We start from the raw sequence: 16,377 nt of genomic DNA on the forward strand, positions 1-16,377 counted from the left end.
GGGTGGGGTTCACCGACGCGGGGTGGAGCAGCTCGGTAGCTCGCTGGGCTCATAACCCAGAGGTCGCAGGTTCAAATCCTGTCCCCGCTACTACAGCGGAAGGGCCCGGATCCTCACATGGATCCGGGCCCTTCCGCTGTGCTGGGGTGCCTCGCGTGCGGGCCGGGGTGGTTGGCGGGTGGCTATACCGAGAGCCGGGGGCCCGGGTGGGGCGCCGGCTCTGTCGGCCCTGGACCCATCCCGGCTGGGCAGGATCGTTGCGGAGGCGACACGGCGTTCGCCGACCTACCGCGAGGCCTCTGGGCGTAGAGGTACGGTGCCGACTGGCCGTTATGAGCGGGGCTGGAACGGGCTGCCGAGCGGGCTCTGGAGCTCACCTCACCCCAGCTCCGATCGCATCCGATTCGGGCAGCGGCTCGGCCGTCGCATCGGGCGACCCCCGTGCACGGATGGCCCGAACCAGCCGCGGCAAGATGCCCCCGGGGGCGACAGCGGCCCGGCGTACGGGAGAGGTGTTCTGGGCCCGTCCTTTCGTGGTGAAGGCCGCCGCCACCATCGCGAATGGACGGGCCAGCCCTCGCCGGACGCCGCCGGGCCGCCCACGTGTCGGCGGCCCCGGCGGTGTGTTAAGGCCGGGCCAGGATGTCGGTCACACGGTGCGCGTAGATCACCCGGCCGCAGGGGGAGCCGGGGTCCGTGCAGGTCGGGTCCGTGGTGTCCATGCGGTGTTCGGTCAGCGACCACAGGTATTGCGTACCGCCGCCCGGCACGCCCTGCCCGTGCTCGAAGGACAGGTCCTCGGGACCGACCGCGTTGGTGATGTTGGCACCGTAGTCCACCAGACGGCCGCCGGAGACGGTCGCCCGGCGCAGGCTGCCGCTGTGGGTGGTCCAGCTGCGGTTGAAGTAGTACATGCCGTCGTAGCGTGCCGCGCCCTGGGTGAGATCGCGGGGCAGATAGAACGCGCCCGTTGCGCCGACCACGCCGTTGGTCGACTTCAGGAGGCCGGTGGCGTCGTCGATCGGCAGTGCGCCGACCCGGCCCTTCTCGGGGTGCGTGTCGTCGGAGTCGCAGTACTCGCCCATGATCAGGGCCGGAGCGGCGGAGTTGCTGCGGTCGACGGAGATGTAGGACGCCTTCGGCGCTCCGGTGGCCACGCAGGTCGCCGCAGAGGAATTGCCCTGGGCGCTGACGAACTTGTACGAGGCCACCTGCGGCATCACGTACCGGTACGTGTAGCTGTAGTAGACGTTGTTCTGCCGGCCGATCTGGGTCTCGTCGCGGACGTTGCTCTTCAGGCCGTCCAGCGTGGTGTCGTCCACCGATGCGTTCTGGTCCGGGTTCAGGTCCAGGATGGAACGCATGTCGAAGACCCGCAGGCCGTTCAGGGTGTCCGCGACGTAGAGGTAGTACTTGTACCAGGCGATGCCGCCCGCGTGGATGTCGACCGCCTTGTAGGAGACGTGGTCGTAGCTGTTGTAGTACGGCTCCACCAGCAGGACGTGACGGTACCGCCGGCCGTCGGGGTCGCCCGGTATCGCGGTCTGCGGGTCGAGGAAAGACAGCCGCACGCCCTTGCCGCCAGCCTTGTCGTACCAGGCGGTGACCAGTGGCTTGCGCGAGCCCCACAGCTCGTCGGTCTGGGCGTCCGAGACACCGGTCATGCCCTGAGGGATCCATTCCTCGGTGGCGGAGTCGCCGGGATCCCAGCAGAGCTTGCTGGCGGGAGCAAGCACCTTGCCGTCGTCGCCCGAGCCGAACGGGTCTGTGGTGCAGGACGCGGCCGTCTTCGCGACCCGATTGCCCTGGTCGAGCAGGTCCTGGACGCCCTGCGTGGGCAAGGCCGCTTTCAGATCGGCCACCTGGCCGCTCAGGTCGGGTCCGGACTTGAGGTTGAAGGAGGACGCGGTCGCCGGGTCTCCGGGAGCCGCCTGAGCGGGGGAACCGATCGCCGGAACCAAAAGGACCGCCGCGACTGCAGTGGCGACCCAACCGGCATACTTGCCGCGGGATTTACGGGGTGGCATCGCTATTCTTCGACCTTCACTGGGGAGAAAGCGAAGATCATACGTATGGCCACCGGACGCCCGCGCACCGGGGCAGCCGCGTGAGTCGCTGGAGTCGCTGGAGTCGGCTGAGCCGAAGACCCCGAAGGACCGCTGTGCCGGGTCAGACCAGCGTCGGACAGCCGCCCCGCGCAACTCGCCAAGCCCGCGGTGGGCTTGGCCTTGTCTGCGGTCTCCCTGACCGTGATCCACCCGTGGTAAACGTCCCACGATCGTGGCGAGATGACCCGCTTCACCGTTCCGTCCTCAGGATGATCCGCCGGACACGCCTTAGGCGGGAGGCGTACGCGAACGACCAGGCCTCCCCGGACACGCTGATCGCGGTGTCCGCCGCCTCCAACAGGAGGAAGGGCGACAAGAACCCGGCCGAGTGGCTGCCCTCGGACGGCTCCTACCACTGGGACCTGGCCGTCGGCGAGAACGAGCGCCAGGCCCTCCTGGGTCTCGCCGAGGACTGCCCCCACCACCGTCGCCTACGAGCCCGCGCCCTAGAAGCCCCGGACACACGACAGCGCGGGCCGCCACCGGCCGACTTCACACTCACCCGCAGTCGACGCGCGACTTCCGCCACCGCGATCTGCTGCTCGAACAGTTCGGCCGCCTGCATCCGTACCGTCTCGCGACGCCGACGCCCCGCAGGAGTCAGCCCGCCCCCATCCGCATATCTCACACACCACAGATGCAGGCACCCACCCACACCCATCAGGGACTTCGCAACGATTCACCCCAACGAGCGGAAGTCAGTAACGCGGACGCTGTCCCAGCCCAAGCCCTCGGCGTACCGCAGCACCACGGACAGCGTCTCGTGGTCAGCGGCGCCGCGCGGGCCCTCGAAGGGCGAGTGCAAGACCGGCGACAGTGCTCGCCGCACCCAGCCGGCGACGGCGGCCTCGCCCGCCTCATCGAGCAGGCCGCCCGCGCCCCGGGCTGATCCCTCCCCCGCCGCCCCGGCTCGCACCCTGACGGGCCGGGGCGAGCCCGTCCTCTACCCGGTCGGCGGCCCACTCACGGCTGCAGCCGGGCCGGGCGCGGGCGCCGGCATCCCGGGCAGCTCCCGCAGTCGACTCAGGGCGCCTCGGGAGCGGCTTGGCATGTACGGGTCCAATGAGGTTGGGTTTACAGCAAGTGATCTCGATGTCATAGGGGTTGATGGTGTTCAAGGCGGTGCGCAGTGTCTCAGTGGCGCTCGGGCTGGTGGCAGGGCTGGCGGCATGCGGCAGTGGCGGAGGCGGAGGCTGACAAGGGCGGCGTGACGGATCCGGGCGGCCTGGGCGGCGGCGGAAAGCTCAAGGGTCCCATCGTGCTTGCCGACGATCAGGTCCGCACGGCACTGGTGAGCATGGCAAGTGCCCCTCAGGGCTGGGTAGGATCCGCGGCCAGGTTCCAGGATGCCGCCGACGCGCTGCGCGCATGCCAGGCCCAGACGGAGACGAACTGCGGTGGGTTTGTGACCCTCGGCAAGTCGTACCTCGCGCAGACCGAACACAAGCCGGAGGACAGGGTGGGGAAGGTGGCCTTCTCCATCTACTCCTTCCGGTCCCCGGACGACGCGAAGGCGGCCATGAAGGGCATACCCGCCAACATGCGGGGCAAGGCCGGCGCCGAGGCGAAGCCGCTGGAGGTGAAGGCGGGCGCCGACGAGACGGACGCGTTCACCGGCCGCCACACCGAGATCTTCATGCGCGTAGGCGGGGCCCTGGTCCGGGTGGAGAGCGAGGACCTCCGGGAAGGCCAACCCTACGCAGACTTCGCCAAGCTCCAGATCGACCGCATCAAGAAGACAGCCGAGGGCAAGAACCCCGACGCCTGACGTCGTTATCGGGCCGCACCCGCAGATGGACGAGGAGCTCCGCCGGGTGCGGCCGGAGGCCGTGGTGGTTGTAGGTGTGGAGGAAGCCTGTCAGTGCTTCGGTCCGCTCGTCGTTGGAGGTGCAGGGCCGTCGGCAGGCCCATTCCTCGATGAGGGTGCGGTTGAAGCGTTCGACCTTGCCGTTGGTTTGCGGGCGGTAGGCGCGAGTGAGTCTGCCGCTCGCGCCGAGGTCGGCCAGGACGGCCTTCCAGGCGAGGCCTTTGCGGTAGGCCCAGGCGTTGTCGGTCAGGACCCGTTCGATGCGGGTGATGCCCTGTTGGTGGAAGAACGCGGCCGCGCGGGCCAGGAAGTTCGCGCAGGTCGCGGCTTTCTCGTCGGGGTGGATCTCGCTGTAGGCGAGGCGGGTGTGGTCGTCGACGGCGGAGTGGATGTAGTCGAAGCCGATGCCGCGGATCGGCCGGCCCGCGTCGCGGCCGCGGACCCGGTTGCCGCCTCCGTCGGGGATCCGGCCGAGTTTCTTCACCTCGACGTGGACGAGCTCGCCGGGGCGGTCGCGTTCGTAGCGGCGGATGACCTGGCCGGTGGGCCGGTGGAACCAGGCGAGCCGGTTGAGGCCGTGCCGGGTCAGGATCCGGTGCACGGTCGAGGTGGGCAATCCCAGGACCGGGCCGATCCGGGCGGGGCCCAGCTTGCTGGCTTGGCGCAGGTCGCAAACCCGGGCCTCGACGGCGGCCGGGGTCCGGTGCGGTGTCGTGCCTGGCCGGCTGGAGCGGTCGTGGAGCCCGGCCTCGCCTTCGGTCCGCCATCGGCGCATCCATTTGTGGGTGGCGGCCCGCGATATACCCATCTCGACGGCGACGTGGGAGACCGGACGGCCCGATGCGACACGTTCGACCAGCAGTCGGCTACCGAAGTCCGCCAGACGGGCATTTCGGTGGGACACGAAGACTTCCCTGCGGTGAGTTCCCAGACAGCTCCCACCGCACCGGAGGTCTTCGCCATCTTCAAGACATACCGAGTGTCAACAACGCTCGTGACCAATACGACTACGGCCTGAGGGCGATCTTGCCGTGGGTGTGGCGGCGTTCGAGCTCGGTGTAGGCCTCGCGGACTTGCGCCAGCGGATAGACGTTCGCGATCGGCACCTCGAGATGTCCGTCGGCGATCAGGGCGGCGAGCTCGGCGAGCACCTTGGCGCCCGGCCCGGCGGCTACCCCTCCGTCAGTCTTCACCCCGTACTTCTCGGCGGCCGCGAAATCGGCGATGGTGTCGATCCCACCGGTCGCGACGCCGAGGGCGAGGGCCAGCTCGACGTACCCGTCGCCGAAGGTGTCGATGAAGGCGTCCACGCCGCTGGGCGCGGCGGCCCTGATGCGGTCCGCGACGCCCTCACCGTACGCGACCGGGATCACGTCGTGGCTCTTCAGCCACTCGTGGTTGTTCTCGCTCGCCAGGCCGATGACCGTCGCCCCGGTACGGCGCGCGAGCTGGACGGCGAGCGAGCCGACTCCCCCGGCGGCTCCGGAGATGACGACGGTCTCGCCCTCCTTGGGCTGGACGGCGTGTACCGCCCCCCATGCGGTCACGCCGACGACGTACAGGCTGCCGGCCACCTCCCATGAGACCTTCTCCGGCTTGCGCGTGAGGTCACCAGCCTCGACCAGGACCAGCTCGGCCTGCGAGGCCCGCTTCTGGCTGAACCCGATCACCTCGTCACCGGGCGAGAATCCGGCAGCCCCGGCGCCGACCTCCTCGATGACCCCGGCGAGGTCGCTGCCCTGCCCGGACGGGAATGTCGACGGGAACAGGTCGGCCAGCGCACCCGTGCGGATGACCGCCTCACTGGGGTTGATGCCGGCCGCTTTCACGCGTACGAGGACCTGCCCGTCCCCGGGCACCGGGCGTTCCACCTCGTCGACCCGCAACACGTCGATCCCGCCGAACGCGTCGTACCTGACCGCCTTGGGCATGGTCTCTCTCCTTCGACTCGCTGAAGCTGACAGGGGTGCGGGCTACGCCCGGCGGAGTTCGAGCACGGGAATGATGCGGATTCCGGCGGTCTGGCGTGCGTACTCGGCAAAGCCGGGGTAACGCCGCGCTTGCTCGGCGAAGATGCGGTCGCGTTCGGCGCCGGTCAGTTCGCGGACGGTCACCTGGTAGGTCGTGGTGCCGCGTTCGATGGTGCCCTCACCGGCGGCGGTCAGGTTGCGGTACCAATCCGGGTTGGTGGGTGCTCCACCCTTGGTTGCGAAGACGTAGACGATGTCCGTCGCGGTGTCGTGCGGGAGGTACATCATCGGGCTGACGTGCCCCTGCCCGCTCTTGCGGCCGCGGTGATGGACGAGGACCAGCGGAGCGCCCTCGAAGACCCCGCCGACCCTGCCCTCGTTCGCTCGAAACTCTGCGATGACCTTCGCGTTCCGGTCGAGTGCTTCGTTCATGTCGAACTCCTGTCGTTCACGATCCGGGTTATGCGCCGGGAGGATGAGCTATAGGGACAGAGTGGGTTCTGCCCTTGCGCTAGGCGGTGACGCCAGCGCCGCTGCTCATCGAAGTCGCTGGCGGCGGGGAATGCCGACTTACCGCAGGATTGCTTCGTCTCTCTCGCTGTTGGGTGCTCACGGAAGACCTCCCTTCGGCCGGTGACCTCCTGCCGGGAGGCGGGCACCGTGATCCCTTCCACCAGGCAGGTAAGGAGGCATCACCGGACCAGGGTGATTCGCACGGCCGGGACACCCGCAGGACCGACTCTGCGGACAGGCGTGCCTTGTCGATGCCACGGGACGTCTCGGCTCAGTTGGACATGGAGGGACTTCCTGTACGCCGCACATACGGTGTGGTGACGGCTGCTGCTCCAGTCCGGTGGAAACGTTCCGTCCGCGTGCTGCTGGGCAGCGAGGTAAGCCAGAGCCTGGTCGACCACGCCGTGCCGTGCTCCTCCCTGCGTGGCGAGGGCGTTCGCGGCGGCCGCGGTCATGCACGCCTCCGACGGTGCGCCGGCGAGATAGGTGGGAAAGCCCCCGTCCTGGCCGAGCACGCTGTGTAGGAAGCTGACCGCGCGACGGATGGGTTTGCGGTGGGCGGCCGGGTTGGCGAGGTGGAGGACTTCGAGGGCGGCGGAGGTGCAGTCGACGTCGGTGAGCTGGGCGTGCTCGCTGTAGGACCATCCCCCGCTCGGGTCCTGGAGGCAGATCAGACGGGCGGCGATGCGGCCCACGACCGGCTGGCCGGCGCCGGCCGTGTGCAGGGCGATGCCGGCGGTGGCGGTGACCCAGGTGTCCTCGTCGCAGATGAACGGCATCCCGCCGTCCTCGCGCTGGTGCTCCAGCGCCGTCCGGATTCCCTGCACGACCAGCCGGCTGAAGCCTGGGATGAGAGCCAGGGCGTGCAGCACGGACAGGTGTATCAGCAGGTTGCCCTCCCACACCGTCCCGGCCCGCTGAGTGGAGCGCAGCAGGTTCACGTCCTGGTCCCCGACTTCGTCCATGGCTCCCCGCGCATGGTCCAGGATGACCTTGACCGCGGTGACCTGGACGCGAGCCCAAAGGTGCAGACCGTGCTGGGAGAACGCTTTGGTGCCGGGCTCCTGCGGTGTGGGGGCGGCACCAACGAGATACAGGACCGCGTCGAGCAGGGCGCGTTTACGCGGTCCGGTGAAGTCCGGTGCCCGGTACAGGAAGGCGTCGATGTCCAACAGACCGACCGTATCCGCCTGGTTGCCGAGGGCGGCACGGGCCAGCAACCGGTCCAACCGCTGGGGCGAATGCCGGTGATCGCCCAGGTAGGCGGCCAGGCGGTCGCGGGCGGCAGGCTCCGTCCGGGTGCGGTCCAGGAGTGTCAGGAGCAACGCGGACTCCAGGACGCGGCTGTGGCACGGTTCGCGCACGGCGCCGTCCGCTCCCACCCGGGCCGTGAGCTGTGAGCGCAGTCGGGCGGTGGCGGGCCCCAGGCCGGGGGGTAACGAGGTGCGCGGCCAGCGGGATGTGGCGCGGGGTATGGGGATTCTCATCCGTCTTCCGTTCCCGTGCGGTGTCCGTCGCGTCGGCCTGGCGCCGGCCGCGTCCGAAGAGAGCTGCCGACCGAGCGTCAAGACCGGGTCGGGGCATGGCGTGCGGCGGATCCTTTCGCGCCCGGGGTGAACCGGCCGGTGGTGGACAGCCAGTGCAGCGTCGCGTCCATGAACTGCTCCACCAGGCACAGGTAGCGGCCCAGCTCTTCCCCCCGGTTCGGCGGCAGAGGCGTAGTCCGCAGTGCTTGTGCCGTCGCGGCGAAGTCCTTTCGACGCTGGTCGATCATGGCCTGGGCCCGGCTGCACGCCACGGCCGTAGAACAGCCCTCCTCCCGGGCGATGACCGCCACGAGGTTGTCCTGGCCCGCCAGCGCATCGTCTCCGCCCGAGGCCAGATCATTGGCCCATCCCGCGATGTCCGCCAGCGCCCACCGAAGGTTCCGCACCCGCAAGTCCACCCGCGGATCCTCCACCATCAACGCGTGCCCGGTGCGCTCTAGAACCGTCAGCATGGGCAGCAGGGTGATCGTGCGACGGCGCAACCTCACGTACTCCGCCAACGACAGACGTGTCCTCGCCTGCCGCAGGACCACCTCCTGCTCCGTAGCATCAAGGAAGTCCGCGTACTCCCGGGCAAGTCGCTCCCGCCACCGGTCCGGCATCCCCGAAGCCGTCCGCTCCCGCAGCCCCGCCAGCACCGCCGCCACGGAAGACGCCGTCCCCGTCCCTACAGCCCGGGTCGTACCCGGTTGGAAAACCTGCCGCAAAGGCGCGGTGAACGCTTCCAATGACCCGGGCTCAACAGACGAACCACCGCGATCGATGCAGTCGTCCACCCAGCAGATGAACACCGCCCACTGCACCGTGAGCAGCACATCCGGCTCGGCCGCACGCGGCAGAGCACCACAGGCCAGCACGTCAAGGCGCATCGCGGCCAGCCTGCGCTCTCCTGCCAGATCAGTCACCAGGCCATGCGCCCGAGCCCATCCCAGCACCTGCCAGAAGTCCAGAGCGTCAGGGTCTGATCTGCTGTCACCCACGAAGCGATCTTCGCAGAGCACGCTCAAGACGGTAACGGCGTAAAGAGTCACGTCCCACCGTCACAAGCACGCCAGCGCCCGGTTGTCCGCCGCCGCCACAGCCTCGATCCCTCAGAACACGTACATACATCCCGCCCCTTCTCCGGTGCTGTTCTCGAACGCGAGCACGTGGGCCGCACGGTGACCGCGCGACTCGCCACCGGCCCGGAGGCCCGACTGCGGTACTTCGATGCTTGGCTGCCCGGGCTGCCGGACGAGACGCTGCGCTCGCTGGCCGAGGATCCCGATCCCCGCGTCCGGGCCGCCGCCATCAGCTCCTGGAGCTGGCCCAGGCTGCGCCCGGAGGTCCAGGCCGTGGCCGAGGCCCCCGATCCCCAAGTGCGCAAGGCGGTCGAACGCGCCAATCACGTCGAGGTACCCCTGCCGACGACGGTCGAGGACTTCCTCGCCGAGACGGACGAACGCCGCCGCCGCGACGCCGCGTTCACCGCCCCCCTCGACGCCGCCCTGGCCGCGCTCCTCACGACCCACGAGGACAGTGCGCTGCGTCACGGGGCCGCCCAGAACCCCCACTTACCCACGGCGCTCGCTCTCGCGCTGGCCGACGACCCCGAGCCCTTCGTCCGTCTCGCCGTGTCCCTTCGCGCGGATGTGACCGAGGAGCATCGGGCGGCGATCGATTACACCGTGCCCCCGGGCCGCCTTCCGGTGCCGGCCTGGGTGGAGGAGCGCTTCGGCGGCCCGGATGCGCTGCGGGAGATCCCGGCATCCAGCCACGTCCTGCTGCGCCGGGGTGTCACATGCGCGCCGGAACTGCCTGGCGACGTCATCGAGCGGTTGGCAGCCGACGACGACTACTACGTCAGCCTCGCTTCCGGCCGGTGCTCGTGGGGTGGGGTGCCGCGATGGGGTGTATCTGCGGTCTGCATGGACGACGTCGCTCGCGTGGGGGCGTGCCCGGCCCAATGGTGAGGGTGACGGTGCCGGTGACCGTGCCCTCCGCAGCGATGCCCGTCCCGCCCTTGGCGCCCGTCTCGCCGCCGTACGCACCACCGACGACCTTGACGGTGCCTCGGGTGGCTTCGACCCGGCCCGCATTTCCGGCGCTGCCGCGCGTGCCGCTCACCGTGACTGTGCTGTCGGTGGCGTTGATGGGGCCGGTGTTGGCCACACCACCGTACTTGCCGCCGCTCGCTGTGATCGCGTCGCCGGTGCCGTTGACGGTGCCGGCGTTGCCCACTCCGCCGTACGCACCTCCGGTGGCGTTGACGGTGTCGGTGCCGTCCTCGCCGTCCAGGAGGCCCGAGTTGCCCGGCCCGCTACCCTTGTCGGTCGCGGTGATGGTGTCGTTGCCCTCCCCTCCGTCGACTGTCCCTTGCGAGGTGACCGCCGACTTCGGGCCGTACCCCGAGACCCTGATGGTGTCGCTGCCCGCGCCGCCGCTCACGCTGCCGTTCACGGCAGCCGCTTGATCGCCCGCGCCGCTGATGAGGATCACGTCGTCACCACCACCCCCATCGACCGACCCCATCACCACATGGTCAGCTCGGATGGGCTCGTCGTCGTCCTCCTCACCCGAAGCCGGCCGGCCAGCCGACATAGGTAAGGACATCGCTGTGATGACCGGTGACGACCCATCCCGCGACGTCCTTGGGGTCGATCACCCCAAAGTCTCCTGCCGAAGATCCGGCGTGCGCCGGGCCGAACTTCTCAGGAGGTCGGTGGCCTGTTCGGCAAGCTCCCCGTCCGGAGCGGTCAGCACGACACAGGTGCCATGCTCGAACAGCACCAACGACTTGCGAGGGTCGGCGAGAAGCTGCTGCCAGACATCCAGTCTCTCGGTGCTCACGCCGATCATCATGCCGCAGGGCATCGACACAGGGTGACGATCGGCCGACGGCTCCTGCGAATACGCGACTGCTGACCATGCGGGCCTACCAGTCCCAGGCCGGGATGGCGCCCCCGCAATCGGCTGAACCCGGTCAAGCGGTCAGCCGCGAACCCTGTCCACAAGATCCCTTGTCGCTAGTTGTCGTCGGTTGTCCTCCCTAAGGGGGAGGGGACTACGAGTGGACGGGCGGGTCCGTCCCGGAAGCCCCGGTGGATACGCGGATCTTGGGGATGAGTCTCGGCCACGTGTCCGGATATCAGGTGGTACGTGCGGGGGACGGAAGGTTGTTCTTGGGAGGGATCCGGTCTGACCCGCTCGTCCAACACAGTGGAGGCGCAAGCGATTTCACCCGACGAAGGAACGGGACCACACGCATGAAACGTCTCGCACCGCTGCTCGCCACCGCCGGACTCCTCGCCGCCGCCCTTCCCGGGCTGGCGGCGCCATCGGCCTTCGCCTCCGCCACCCCGACCCCCGCGTACCTGCGACAGACGCCGGCCTGGCACCGCTGCAGCCCCGATCGGCCGGCGGCGTACGAGTGCGCCACCCTCAAGGTGCCGCTCGACTACCAGCGTCCCGAAGGGCGCACCCTGAACCTCGCCATATCCCGGATGAAGAGCGAGAACCCCGCCAAGCGGCGTGGCGTCCTCCTCCTCAACCCTGGCGGCCCCGGGACCTCGGGTCTCTATCGGCCGATACGGACGAATGCCGAGATGCCCAAGGACGTCCGCGACCGCTACGACCTCGTCGGCTTCGACCCGCGCGGCGTCGGCGAGAGCAGCCCGATCGGCTGTGGTGATCTGAGCGAAGCGGAGGTGGGCGTCGGCGGGGCGTACCGGCCCGAGACCTTCGCCTCGGACGTGTCCTGGGCGCGCGGAATCGCCGACAAGTGCCGTGAGAAGTCGGGCGATGTGATTCCGTACATCACCACCCGCAACACGGCGCGCGACATGGACGTCATCCGCGCCGCACTAGGGGAGCGGACGGTCTCGTACCTGGGCTACTCGTACGGGACGTACCTCGGCGCGGTGTACTCCCAGATGTTCCCGGAGCGCACCGACCGGTTCGTCCTGGACAGCGGCGTGGACCCGGGGCGCGTCTGGCGCGGCATGATCCAGGCGTGGGGGACCGGAGCCGAGCCCGCCTTCGAGCGGTGGACGCGGTGGGCGGCGGAGCGCTCGGACACCTATGGGCTCGGCGCCACGCCCGAGGCGGTCTCGGCCACCTTCTGGGCGCTGGTGGCGCGGGCCGACCGGGACCCGATCATCCACTACGGGGAGAAGGTGACGGGTGACGACATCAGGGCCGACCCGTCGCTCTTCTTCGATCCCCACGGTGCCTCGGCCGTCGTCAAGTCCATCAAGGCATCGGCCGACAAGGCGCCCCAGCCGCCGGGTGGCACCGCTCCGGGCGGCATGGCTCCGGGTGGCACCGATCCGGGCGCGAGCGGGAAGGGCGCCGACAGGAAGGGGCCCGGCGCGCAGTCACCGCTCGGCGGCGTCCGGGCCGCCGGCCCGGGCGTCGACGCGGGAGGGGCGCCGGAAGGTCCGGACGCCATTCCCGCCAGCAACGTCACCGCCGTGTACTGGGCCGTGGTGTGCGGGGACACGGACAGCTGGCCCCGCGATCCGGAGCAGTACGCGCGGGACGCGGCGCGGGACAAGGTGAAGCACCCGCTGTACGGGGACTTCGCGTCGAACATCAAACCGTGCGCCTTCTGGCAGCGGCCGCTGGAGCCCGCCACGCCCATGAAGACCCGGGCCGATGTCCTGACCGTGCAGAACGAGTGGGATCCGATGACCCCGCTCGGCACCGGCCAGGGGCTGCACCAGTCGCTCAAGGGGTCGCGGATGGTGCTGGCGCTGGGGGGTGAGGGGCATGGTGTGTATCTCTCCAACCCCACGGCCTGCGCCAACACACCCGTCAACGCGTACCTGTCGACGGGACAGCTGCCCGCGAAGGACGTGACCTGCCACAACCCGCCGCCCACCCCGGATCCGGAGGGTGCCGGAGCCCGCTGACGACAGGGCCCGGCCGCCCGGCCCCGCTGCAATCGGCTGAACCCGGTCAAGCGGTCAGCCGCGAACCCTGTCCACAAGATGCCTTCGACGCCGGACGTCCGTCCAGGACTCCAGCCACTCCTGCGCCTTGGCCACGTCCGTCGTCATCTGGCACAGGGTCCACGGGGCCGTCAGCCCGTGGCCGGTGAACAGGGATTCCAGGCTGGCGCGGCGCTCCCGGTACGGGCGGTTCAGCAGCTCCAGATCGTCCAGCTGCAGGACGTCGAATGCGACGAAGTGGGCCGGCAACCGGGCGGCCAGGCTGGCGGCGCCGCGGGCGCGGGCGGCGGCCCGGCGCTGCAACGCCTCGAACGACAACCGGCCCTCTTCGACGTCCCAGACGACCAGTTCGTCATCGAGGACCAAGCCGTGCGGCAACTGCTGCTCGGCGGCCGCCACCAAGTCCGGGAACCGGTCCTGAACCAGGGAGCCGCGCCGGGTCTGCACCAGCACCCGCCCGCCCGGGTCGGCCGCGGTTAACACAAGCGCCCGGTGGCCGTCCAGCTTCTGCTCGTACGCCACCCCCGCCCTCAGCGCGGCCGGGCCCGGCACGGACTCGGCGGCCTGCGCCAGCATCGGCTCGATCGGCGGCCTGAGCGTCCTGGGGCCTCCCTCGCGGCTCGCCCCCCTTCCAGGGTCGGCCAGGCCAGCCCGAGGCGGGCCCGGCGGAACGGCCCTCGCAGCCACCGATCCGAGCGGCGCAGCGGGGGCGCCACGTTGGCCAGGTAGGACGCTCAGAAACGGGTGCTGTGCGGGTGTCAGCTGGCTCGGGTGTGTGTCTCTTCGGGGGCGTGCGGTCTGATGGTGGGCGTGCCGGTCCAGCTGGCGAGTATGCCGAGGGCTTCGGCGGAGGGGGAGGCGGGCTCAGGGGTCAGGATGACGAGGGTCTGGTCGGGATCGCCTTCGACGGCCAGGGCCACGTAGTCGAGGCTGAGGTCGCCGACGAGCGGGTGGTGCAGGAGTTTCGTGCCGGTGGTGTGAGCGAGGACGTCGTGGTCGGCCCACATGCGGCGGAAGGCGTCGCTGTGCAGGGAGAGCTCGCCGATCAGCTCGGTGAGCTGTGGGTCGTCCGAGTGGCGTCCTGCGTACAGGTGCAGCGTGGCCACGCAGTCGCCGGCGGCCTTCTCCCAGTCGGCGTACAGGCTGCGGGCCGCTTCGTCGAGGAAGACGTAGCGGGCGAAGTTCCGATCGCGGTGGGGTCGGGCCTGGAAGTCGGTGAAGACGGCGGAGCCGAGCCGGTTGGCGGCCAGGATGTCCATGCGCCGTCCCAGGACCATCGCGGGGACGGCGAGGGCGTCCAGGGCCCGATACAGGACGGGGCGGACCCGCTGCGGGCTGAGCGGCCGCTTACTGCGGGTGCGGGCAGCGGTGGGCTGGGCCAGGTCGAAGAGGTGGGCGCGTTCGGTGTCGTCCAGCCGCAGGGCGCGGGCGACGGCGTCCAGGACGGTTTCGGAGACGTTCTGGGTGCGGCCCCGCTCCAGGCGGACGTAGTAGTCGACGCTGACCCCGGCGAGCTGGGCGACTTCCTCGCGGCGCAGCCCCGGCACCCGGCGGGCGCCGGGATGCGGGGCGAGGCCAGCCTGCTCGGGGGTGATCCGGGCTCGGCGGGTGCGCAGGAACTCACGGATCTCGGCGCTGCGGTCCATGCGTCCACCGTACGGCGGGCCTGGGCCCGCCAGTGTCCTGGAAGGGGGTACTGGCAAACCCCCGGAACAAGGGTGCCCCGTACGGCGGCCCACGCGGTGATTGCGGGTGGTTGCCTGGATGGCGGGCTCAGTGCGTCGCGGTGATCATGGCACTCGACGGTCGGCCCTGGCGGGCGTCCGCCGCGAGCGGCTGCTCCGCCCCGGGCGTGAGATCGCCCGGAAACCGAGGAACGGAACTTTCTGATGAAGCACATCTCACTGGGTGGTCTCGACGTCTCCCGGATCGGTCTGGGCGCCATGTCGATGTCCGGCCACTACAACGTAGGAGAGGGCAGCGACGCCGAGTCGATCCGCACCATCCACCGTGCACTGGACCTGGGCGTCACCCACCTTGACACAGCCGAGATCTACGGCCCCTACACCAACGAGGAGCTGGTCGGCCAGGCTCTCAAGGGGCGCCGCGACCGAGTCGTGCTGGCGACCAAGTTCGGCTTTGTGCAGCACTCCGGTGGCGGCCCCGGCGTCATCGACAGCAGCCCGGCGAACATCCGCACCGCCGTCGAGGGCTCCCTTAAGCGTCTCGGCACCGACTACATCGACCTGTACTACCAGCACCGGGTCGACCCGAGCACTCCTATCGAGGACACCGTCGGGGCACTGGCCGAGCTGGTCGCCGAGGGCAAGGTCCGCCACATCGGCCTCTCCGAAGCCGGCCCCGACACCATCCGCCGCGCCCACGCCCTGCACCCGGTCACCGCGCTGCAGACCGAGTACTCCCTGTGGACCCGGGACGTCGAGGCGCAGATCCTGCCGCTGCTGCGCGAGCTGCACATCGGCCTCGTGCCCTATTCGCCGCTCGGCCATGGCTTCCTCACCGGCCAGATCCGCTCCACCGACGACATCGCCGACGACGACTGGCGCAAGACCAACCCGCGCTTCACGGGCGAGAACTTCCAGCGCAACCTGCGCATCGTCGACGAGGTCAAGGCCGTCGCCACCGAAGCGGACGCGAGCCCGGCACAGATCGCCCTGGCCTGGCTACTCGTCCAGGGCGGCGACATCGCCCCCATTCCCGGTACCAAGCGCGTCGCCCGGGTCGAGGAGAACACCGCTGCCGACGCCATCGAGCTGACCGACGCGCAGGTTGAGAGGCTGAACAACCTCACCCCGGCAGCTGGCGAGCGCCACGACGAAGGGAATATGGCCGTCATCGATCGGTGACCGGTCACACAGGACAACTTCGATACTCAGAGCTTTGGCTGGCTTGCGGCAGCGCCGCCCCATCGTGGCGACCCACCTCCCTGCCCAGCCCGCCCCGGTGTCCAAGACTTCAGCCGCTTCTGGCACCACGAACAGGGCCGCGAGATCGTCGAGGGAGCAGTTGTGGGACCACACCGGTCCCACTTCCTGCGGCGGGCCGGCCTGGACCCCGACGACGTCCGCCTGGACGATCCGCTGCTCATCGAGTGGCGCGGCGGCGGGCCAGCCGTGTGGAGCCCGGACACCGACGCAGACTGAGCACAGCAGTGCGGGCCGCCACCCAGTGAGGGTGGCGGTTTGCACTGCCGCTCTGGTCAGCGGCTTCTGCCGCGAGGATCTATGCCTCGGCTGCCGAAGGCAGGCTCATCACGTAGATCTGGGTGTCGTCGTCGAACAGCGTCACCTGCTCAGTGCCACCCGTCGAGGAGCTCCTTCCACGCTTCGCCGATCCACGCATGGGCATCCCTTTGCGTAGAACTCCTGCGACTCAACCGCTGGCGGCGTCTCAGCGCGGTCGGCCTTCTCGAATCGCCGTTTCCGGGGTTCGGGCCGCCATGTGTGGCCGCCGCTGCGGCTGTCCGGTCGGCACCGGCCG

At 69.9% G+C, this 16,377-nt stretch carries 15 protein-coding genes, 1 tRNA gene and 1 pseudogene; 6 read left to right on the forward strand and 11 right to left on the reverse strand.

Annotation, left to right across the window (positions count from 1 at the left end):
• The first annotated feature begins 16 nt into the window (after nt 1–16).
• Nucleotides 17–90, forward strand: a tRNA-Met gene (locus AB0M76_RS42270).
• A 536-nt stretch (nt 91–626) separates the two neighbouring features.
• Here AB0M76_RS42270 and AB0M76_RS42275 read toward each other — a convergent pair.
• Nucleotides 627–2,027 (reverse strand): hypothetical protein, encoded by a 1,401-nt coding sequence (locus tag AB0M76_RS42275; protein WP_365958089.1) that lies wholly within the window; start codon nt 2,025–2,027, stop codon nt 627–629.
• Between the two features lie 1,210 nt (nt 2,028–3,237).
• On the opposite strand from AB0M76_RS42275, the gene AB0M76_RS42280 reads away from it, so the two are divergent.
• Nucleotides 3,238–3,876, forward strand: a complete 639-nt coding sequence (locus tag AB0M76_RS42280) for a hypothetical protein (protein ID WP_365958090.1) — start codon at nt 3,238–3,240, stop codon at nt 3,874–3,876.
• Here AB0M76_RS42280 and AB0M76_RS42285 read toward each other — a convergent pair.
• The 5 genes from AB0M76_RS42285 to AB0M76_RS42305 form a co-directional block, all read right to left on the reverse strand.
• Nucleotides 3,839–4,819, reverse strand: a complete 981-nt coding sequence (locus AB0M76_RS42285; protein WP_365958091.1) for an IS481 family transposase — start codon at nt 4,817–4,819, stop codon at nt 3,839–3,841. The two genes, AB0M76_RS42280 and AB0M76_RS42285, sit on opposite strands and share 38 nt — an antisense overlap.
• A 103-nt stretch (nt 4,820–4,922) precedes the next feature.
• On the reverse strand, nt 4,923–5,846 hold the full coding sequence (locus tag AB0M76_RS42290; protein ID WP_365958092.1) for an NADP-dependent oxidoreductase: 924 nt from the start codon (nt 5,844–5,846) through the stop codon (nt 4,923–4,925).
• Nucleotides 5,847–5,888: 42 nt separating this feature from the next.
• Nucleotides 5,889–6,317 carry a nitroreductase family deazaflavin-dependent oxidoreductase gene (locus AB0M76_RS42295; RefSeq protein ID WP_365958093.1) on the reverse strand — a complete coding sequence of 143 codons (429 nt, stop codon included), beginning with the start codon at nt 6,315–6,317 and terminating at the stop codon, nt 5,889–5,891.
• A 260-nt stretch (nt 6,318–6,577) separates the two neighbouring features.
• Nucleotides 6,578–7,723: a hypothetical protein gene (locus AB0M76_RS42300; RefSeq protein ID WP_365958094.1), complete on the reverse strand. Its 1,146-nt coding sequence runs from the start codon at nt 7,721–7,723 to the stop codon at nt 6,578–6,580.
• A gap of 239 nt (nt 7,724–7,962) precedes the next feature.
• Entirely contained in the window at nt 7,963–8,976 is a 1,014-nt protein-coding gene (locus tag AB0M76_RS42305) for a terpene synthase family protein (RefSeq protein WP_365958095.1), read from the reverse strand.
• Nucleotides 8,977–9,105: 129 nt separating this feature from the next.
• Between AB0M76_RS42305 and AB0M76_RS42310 the strand changes: the two genes are divergently transcribed.
• Complete coding sequence (locus AB0M76_RS42310) at nt 9,106–9,897, forward strand: hypothetical protein (protein WP_365958096.1); 792 nt, start codon at nt 9,106–9,108, stop codon at nt 9,895–9,897.
• Here AB0M76_RS42310 and AB0M76_RS42315 read toward each other — a convergent pair.
• Both AB0M76_RS42315 and AB0M76_RS42320 read right to left on the reverse strand, forming a co-directional pair.
• Nucleotides 9,788–10,456 (reverse strand): hypothetical protein, encoded by a 669-nt coding sequence (locus AB0M76_RS42315; protein ID WP_365958098.1) that lies wholly within the window; start codon nt 10,454–10,456, stop codon nt 9,788–9,790. The two genes, AB0M76_RS42310 and AB0M76_RS42315, sit on opposite strands and share 110 nt — an antisense overlap.
• Nucleotides 10,457–10,585: 129 nt before the next feature.
• A complete protein-coding gene (locus tag AB0M76_RS42320; RefSeq protein ID WP_365958099.1) occupies nt 10,586–10,774 on the reverse strand; it encodes a hypothetical protein in 189 nt (62 codons plus the stop codon).
• Between the two features lie 416 nt (nt 10,775–11,190).
• Here AB0M76_RS42320 and AB0M76_RS42325 point away from each other — a divergent pair, with 416 nt between their 5' ends.
• Complete coding sequence (locus AB0M76_RS42325; protein WP_365958100.1) at nt 11,191–12,837, forward strand: alpha/beta fold hydrolase; 1,647 nt, start codon at nt 11,191–11,193, stop codon at nt 12,835–12,837.
• Nucleotides 12,838–12,891: 54 nt separating this feature from the next.
• Here the strand turns inward: AB0M76_RS42325 and AB0M76_RS42330 are convergent, their stop codons facing one another.
• Nucleotides 12,892–13,452 carry a hypothetical protein gene (locus AB0M76_RS42330; RefSeq protein ID WP_365958101.1) on the reverse strand — a complete coding sequence of 187 codons (561 nt, stop codon included), beginning with the start codon at nt 13,450–13,452 and terminating at the stop codon, nt 12,892–12,894.
• A gap of 182 nt (nt 13,453–13,634) precedes the next feature.
• Nucleotides 13,635–14,522 carry a helix-turn-helix transcriptional regulator gene (locus AB0M76_RS42335; RefSeq protein ID WP_365958102.1) on the reverse strand — a complete coding sequence of 296 codons (888 nt, stop codon included), beginning with the start codon at nt 14,520–14,522 and terminating at the stop codon, nt 13,635–13,637.
• A 243-nt stretch (nt 14,523–14,765) separates the two neighbouring features.
• On the opposite strand from AB0M76_RS42335, the gene AB0M76_RS42340 reads away from it, so the two are divergent.
• Complete coding sequence (locus tag AB0M76_RS42340; RefSeq protein ID WP_365958103.1) at nt 14,766–15,743, forward strand: aldo/keto reductase; 978 nt, start codon at nt 14,766–14,768, stop codon at nt 15,741–15,743.
• 162 nt (nt 15,744–15,905) lie between these two features.
• On the forward strand, nt 15,906–16,040 hold the full coding sequence (locus tag AB0M76_RS42345) for a hypothetical protein (protein ID WP_365958104.1): 135 nt from the start codon (nt 15,906–15,908) through the stop codon (nt 16,038–16,040).
• Between the two features lie 79 nt (nt 16,041–16,119).
• On the opposite strand, the pseudogene AB0M76_RS42350 reads toward AB0M76_RS42345, so the two are convergent.
• A pseudogene (locus AB0M76_RS42350) lies at nt 16,120–16,313 on the reverse strand (hypothetical protein); the annotation flags it as partial.
• Nucleotides 16,314–16,377 lie beyond the last annotated feature (64 nt).

This window comes from Streptomyces sp. NPDC051364 (assembly GCF_040682115.1).
Taxonomy (GTDB): domain Bacteria; phylum Actinomycetota; class Actinomycetes; order Streptomycetales; family Streptomycetaceae; genus Streptomyces.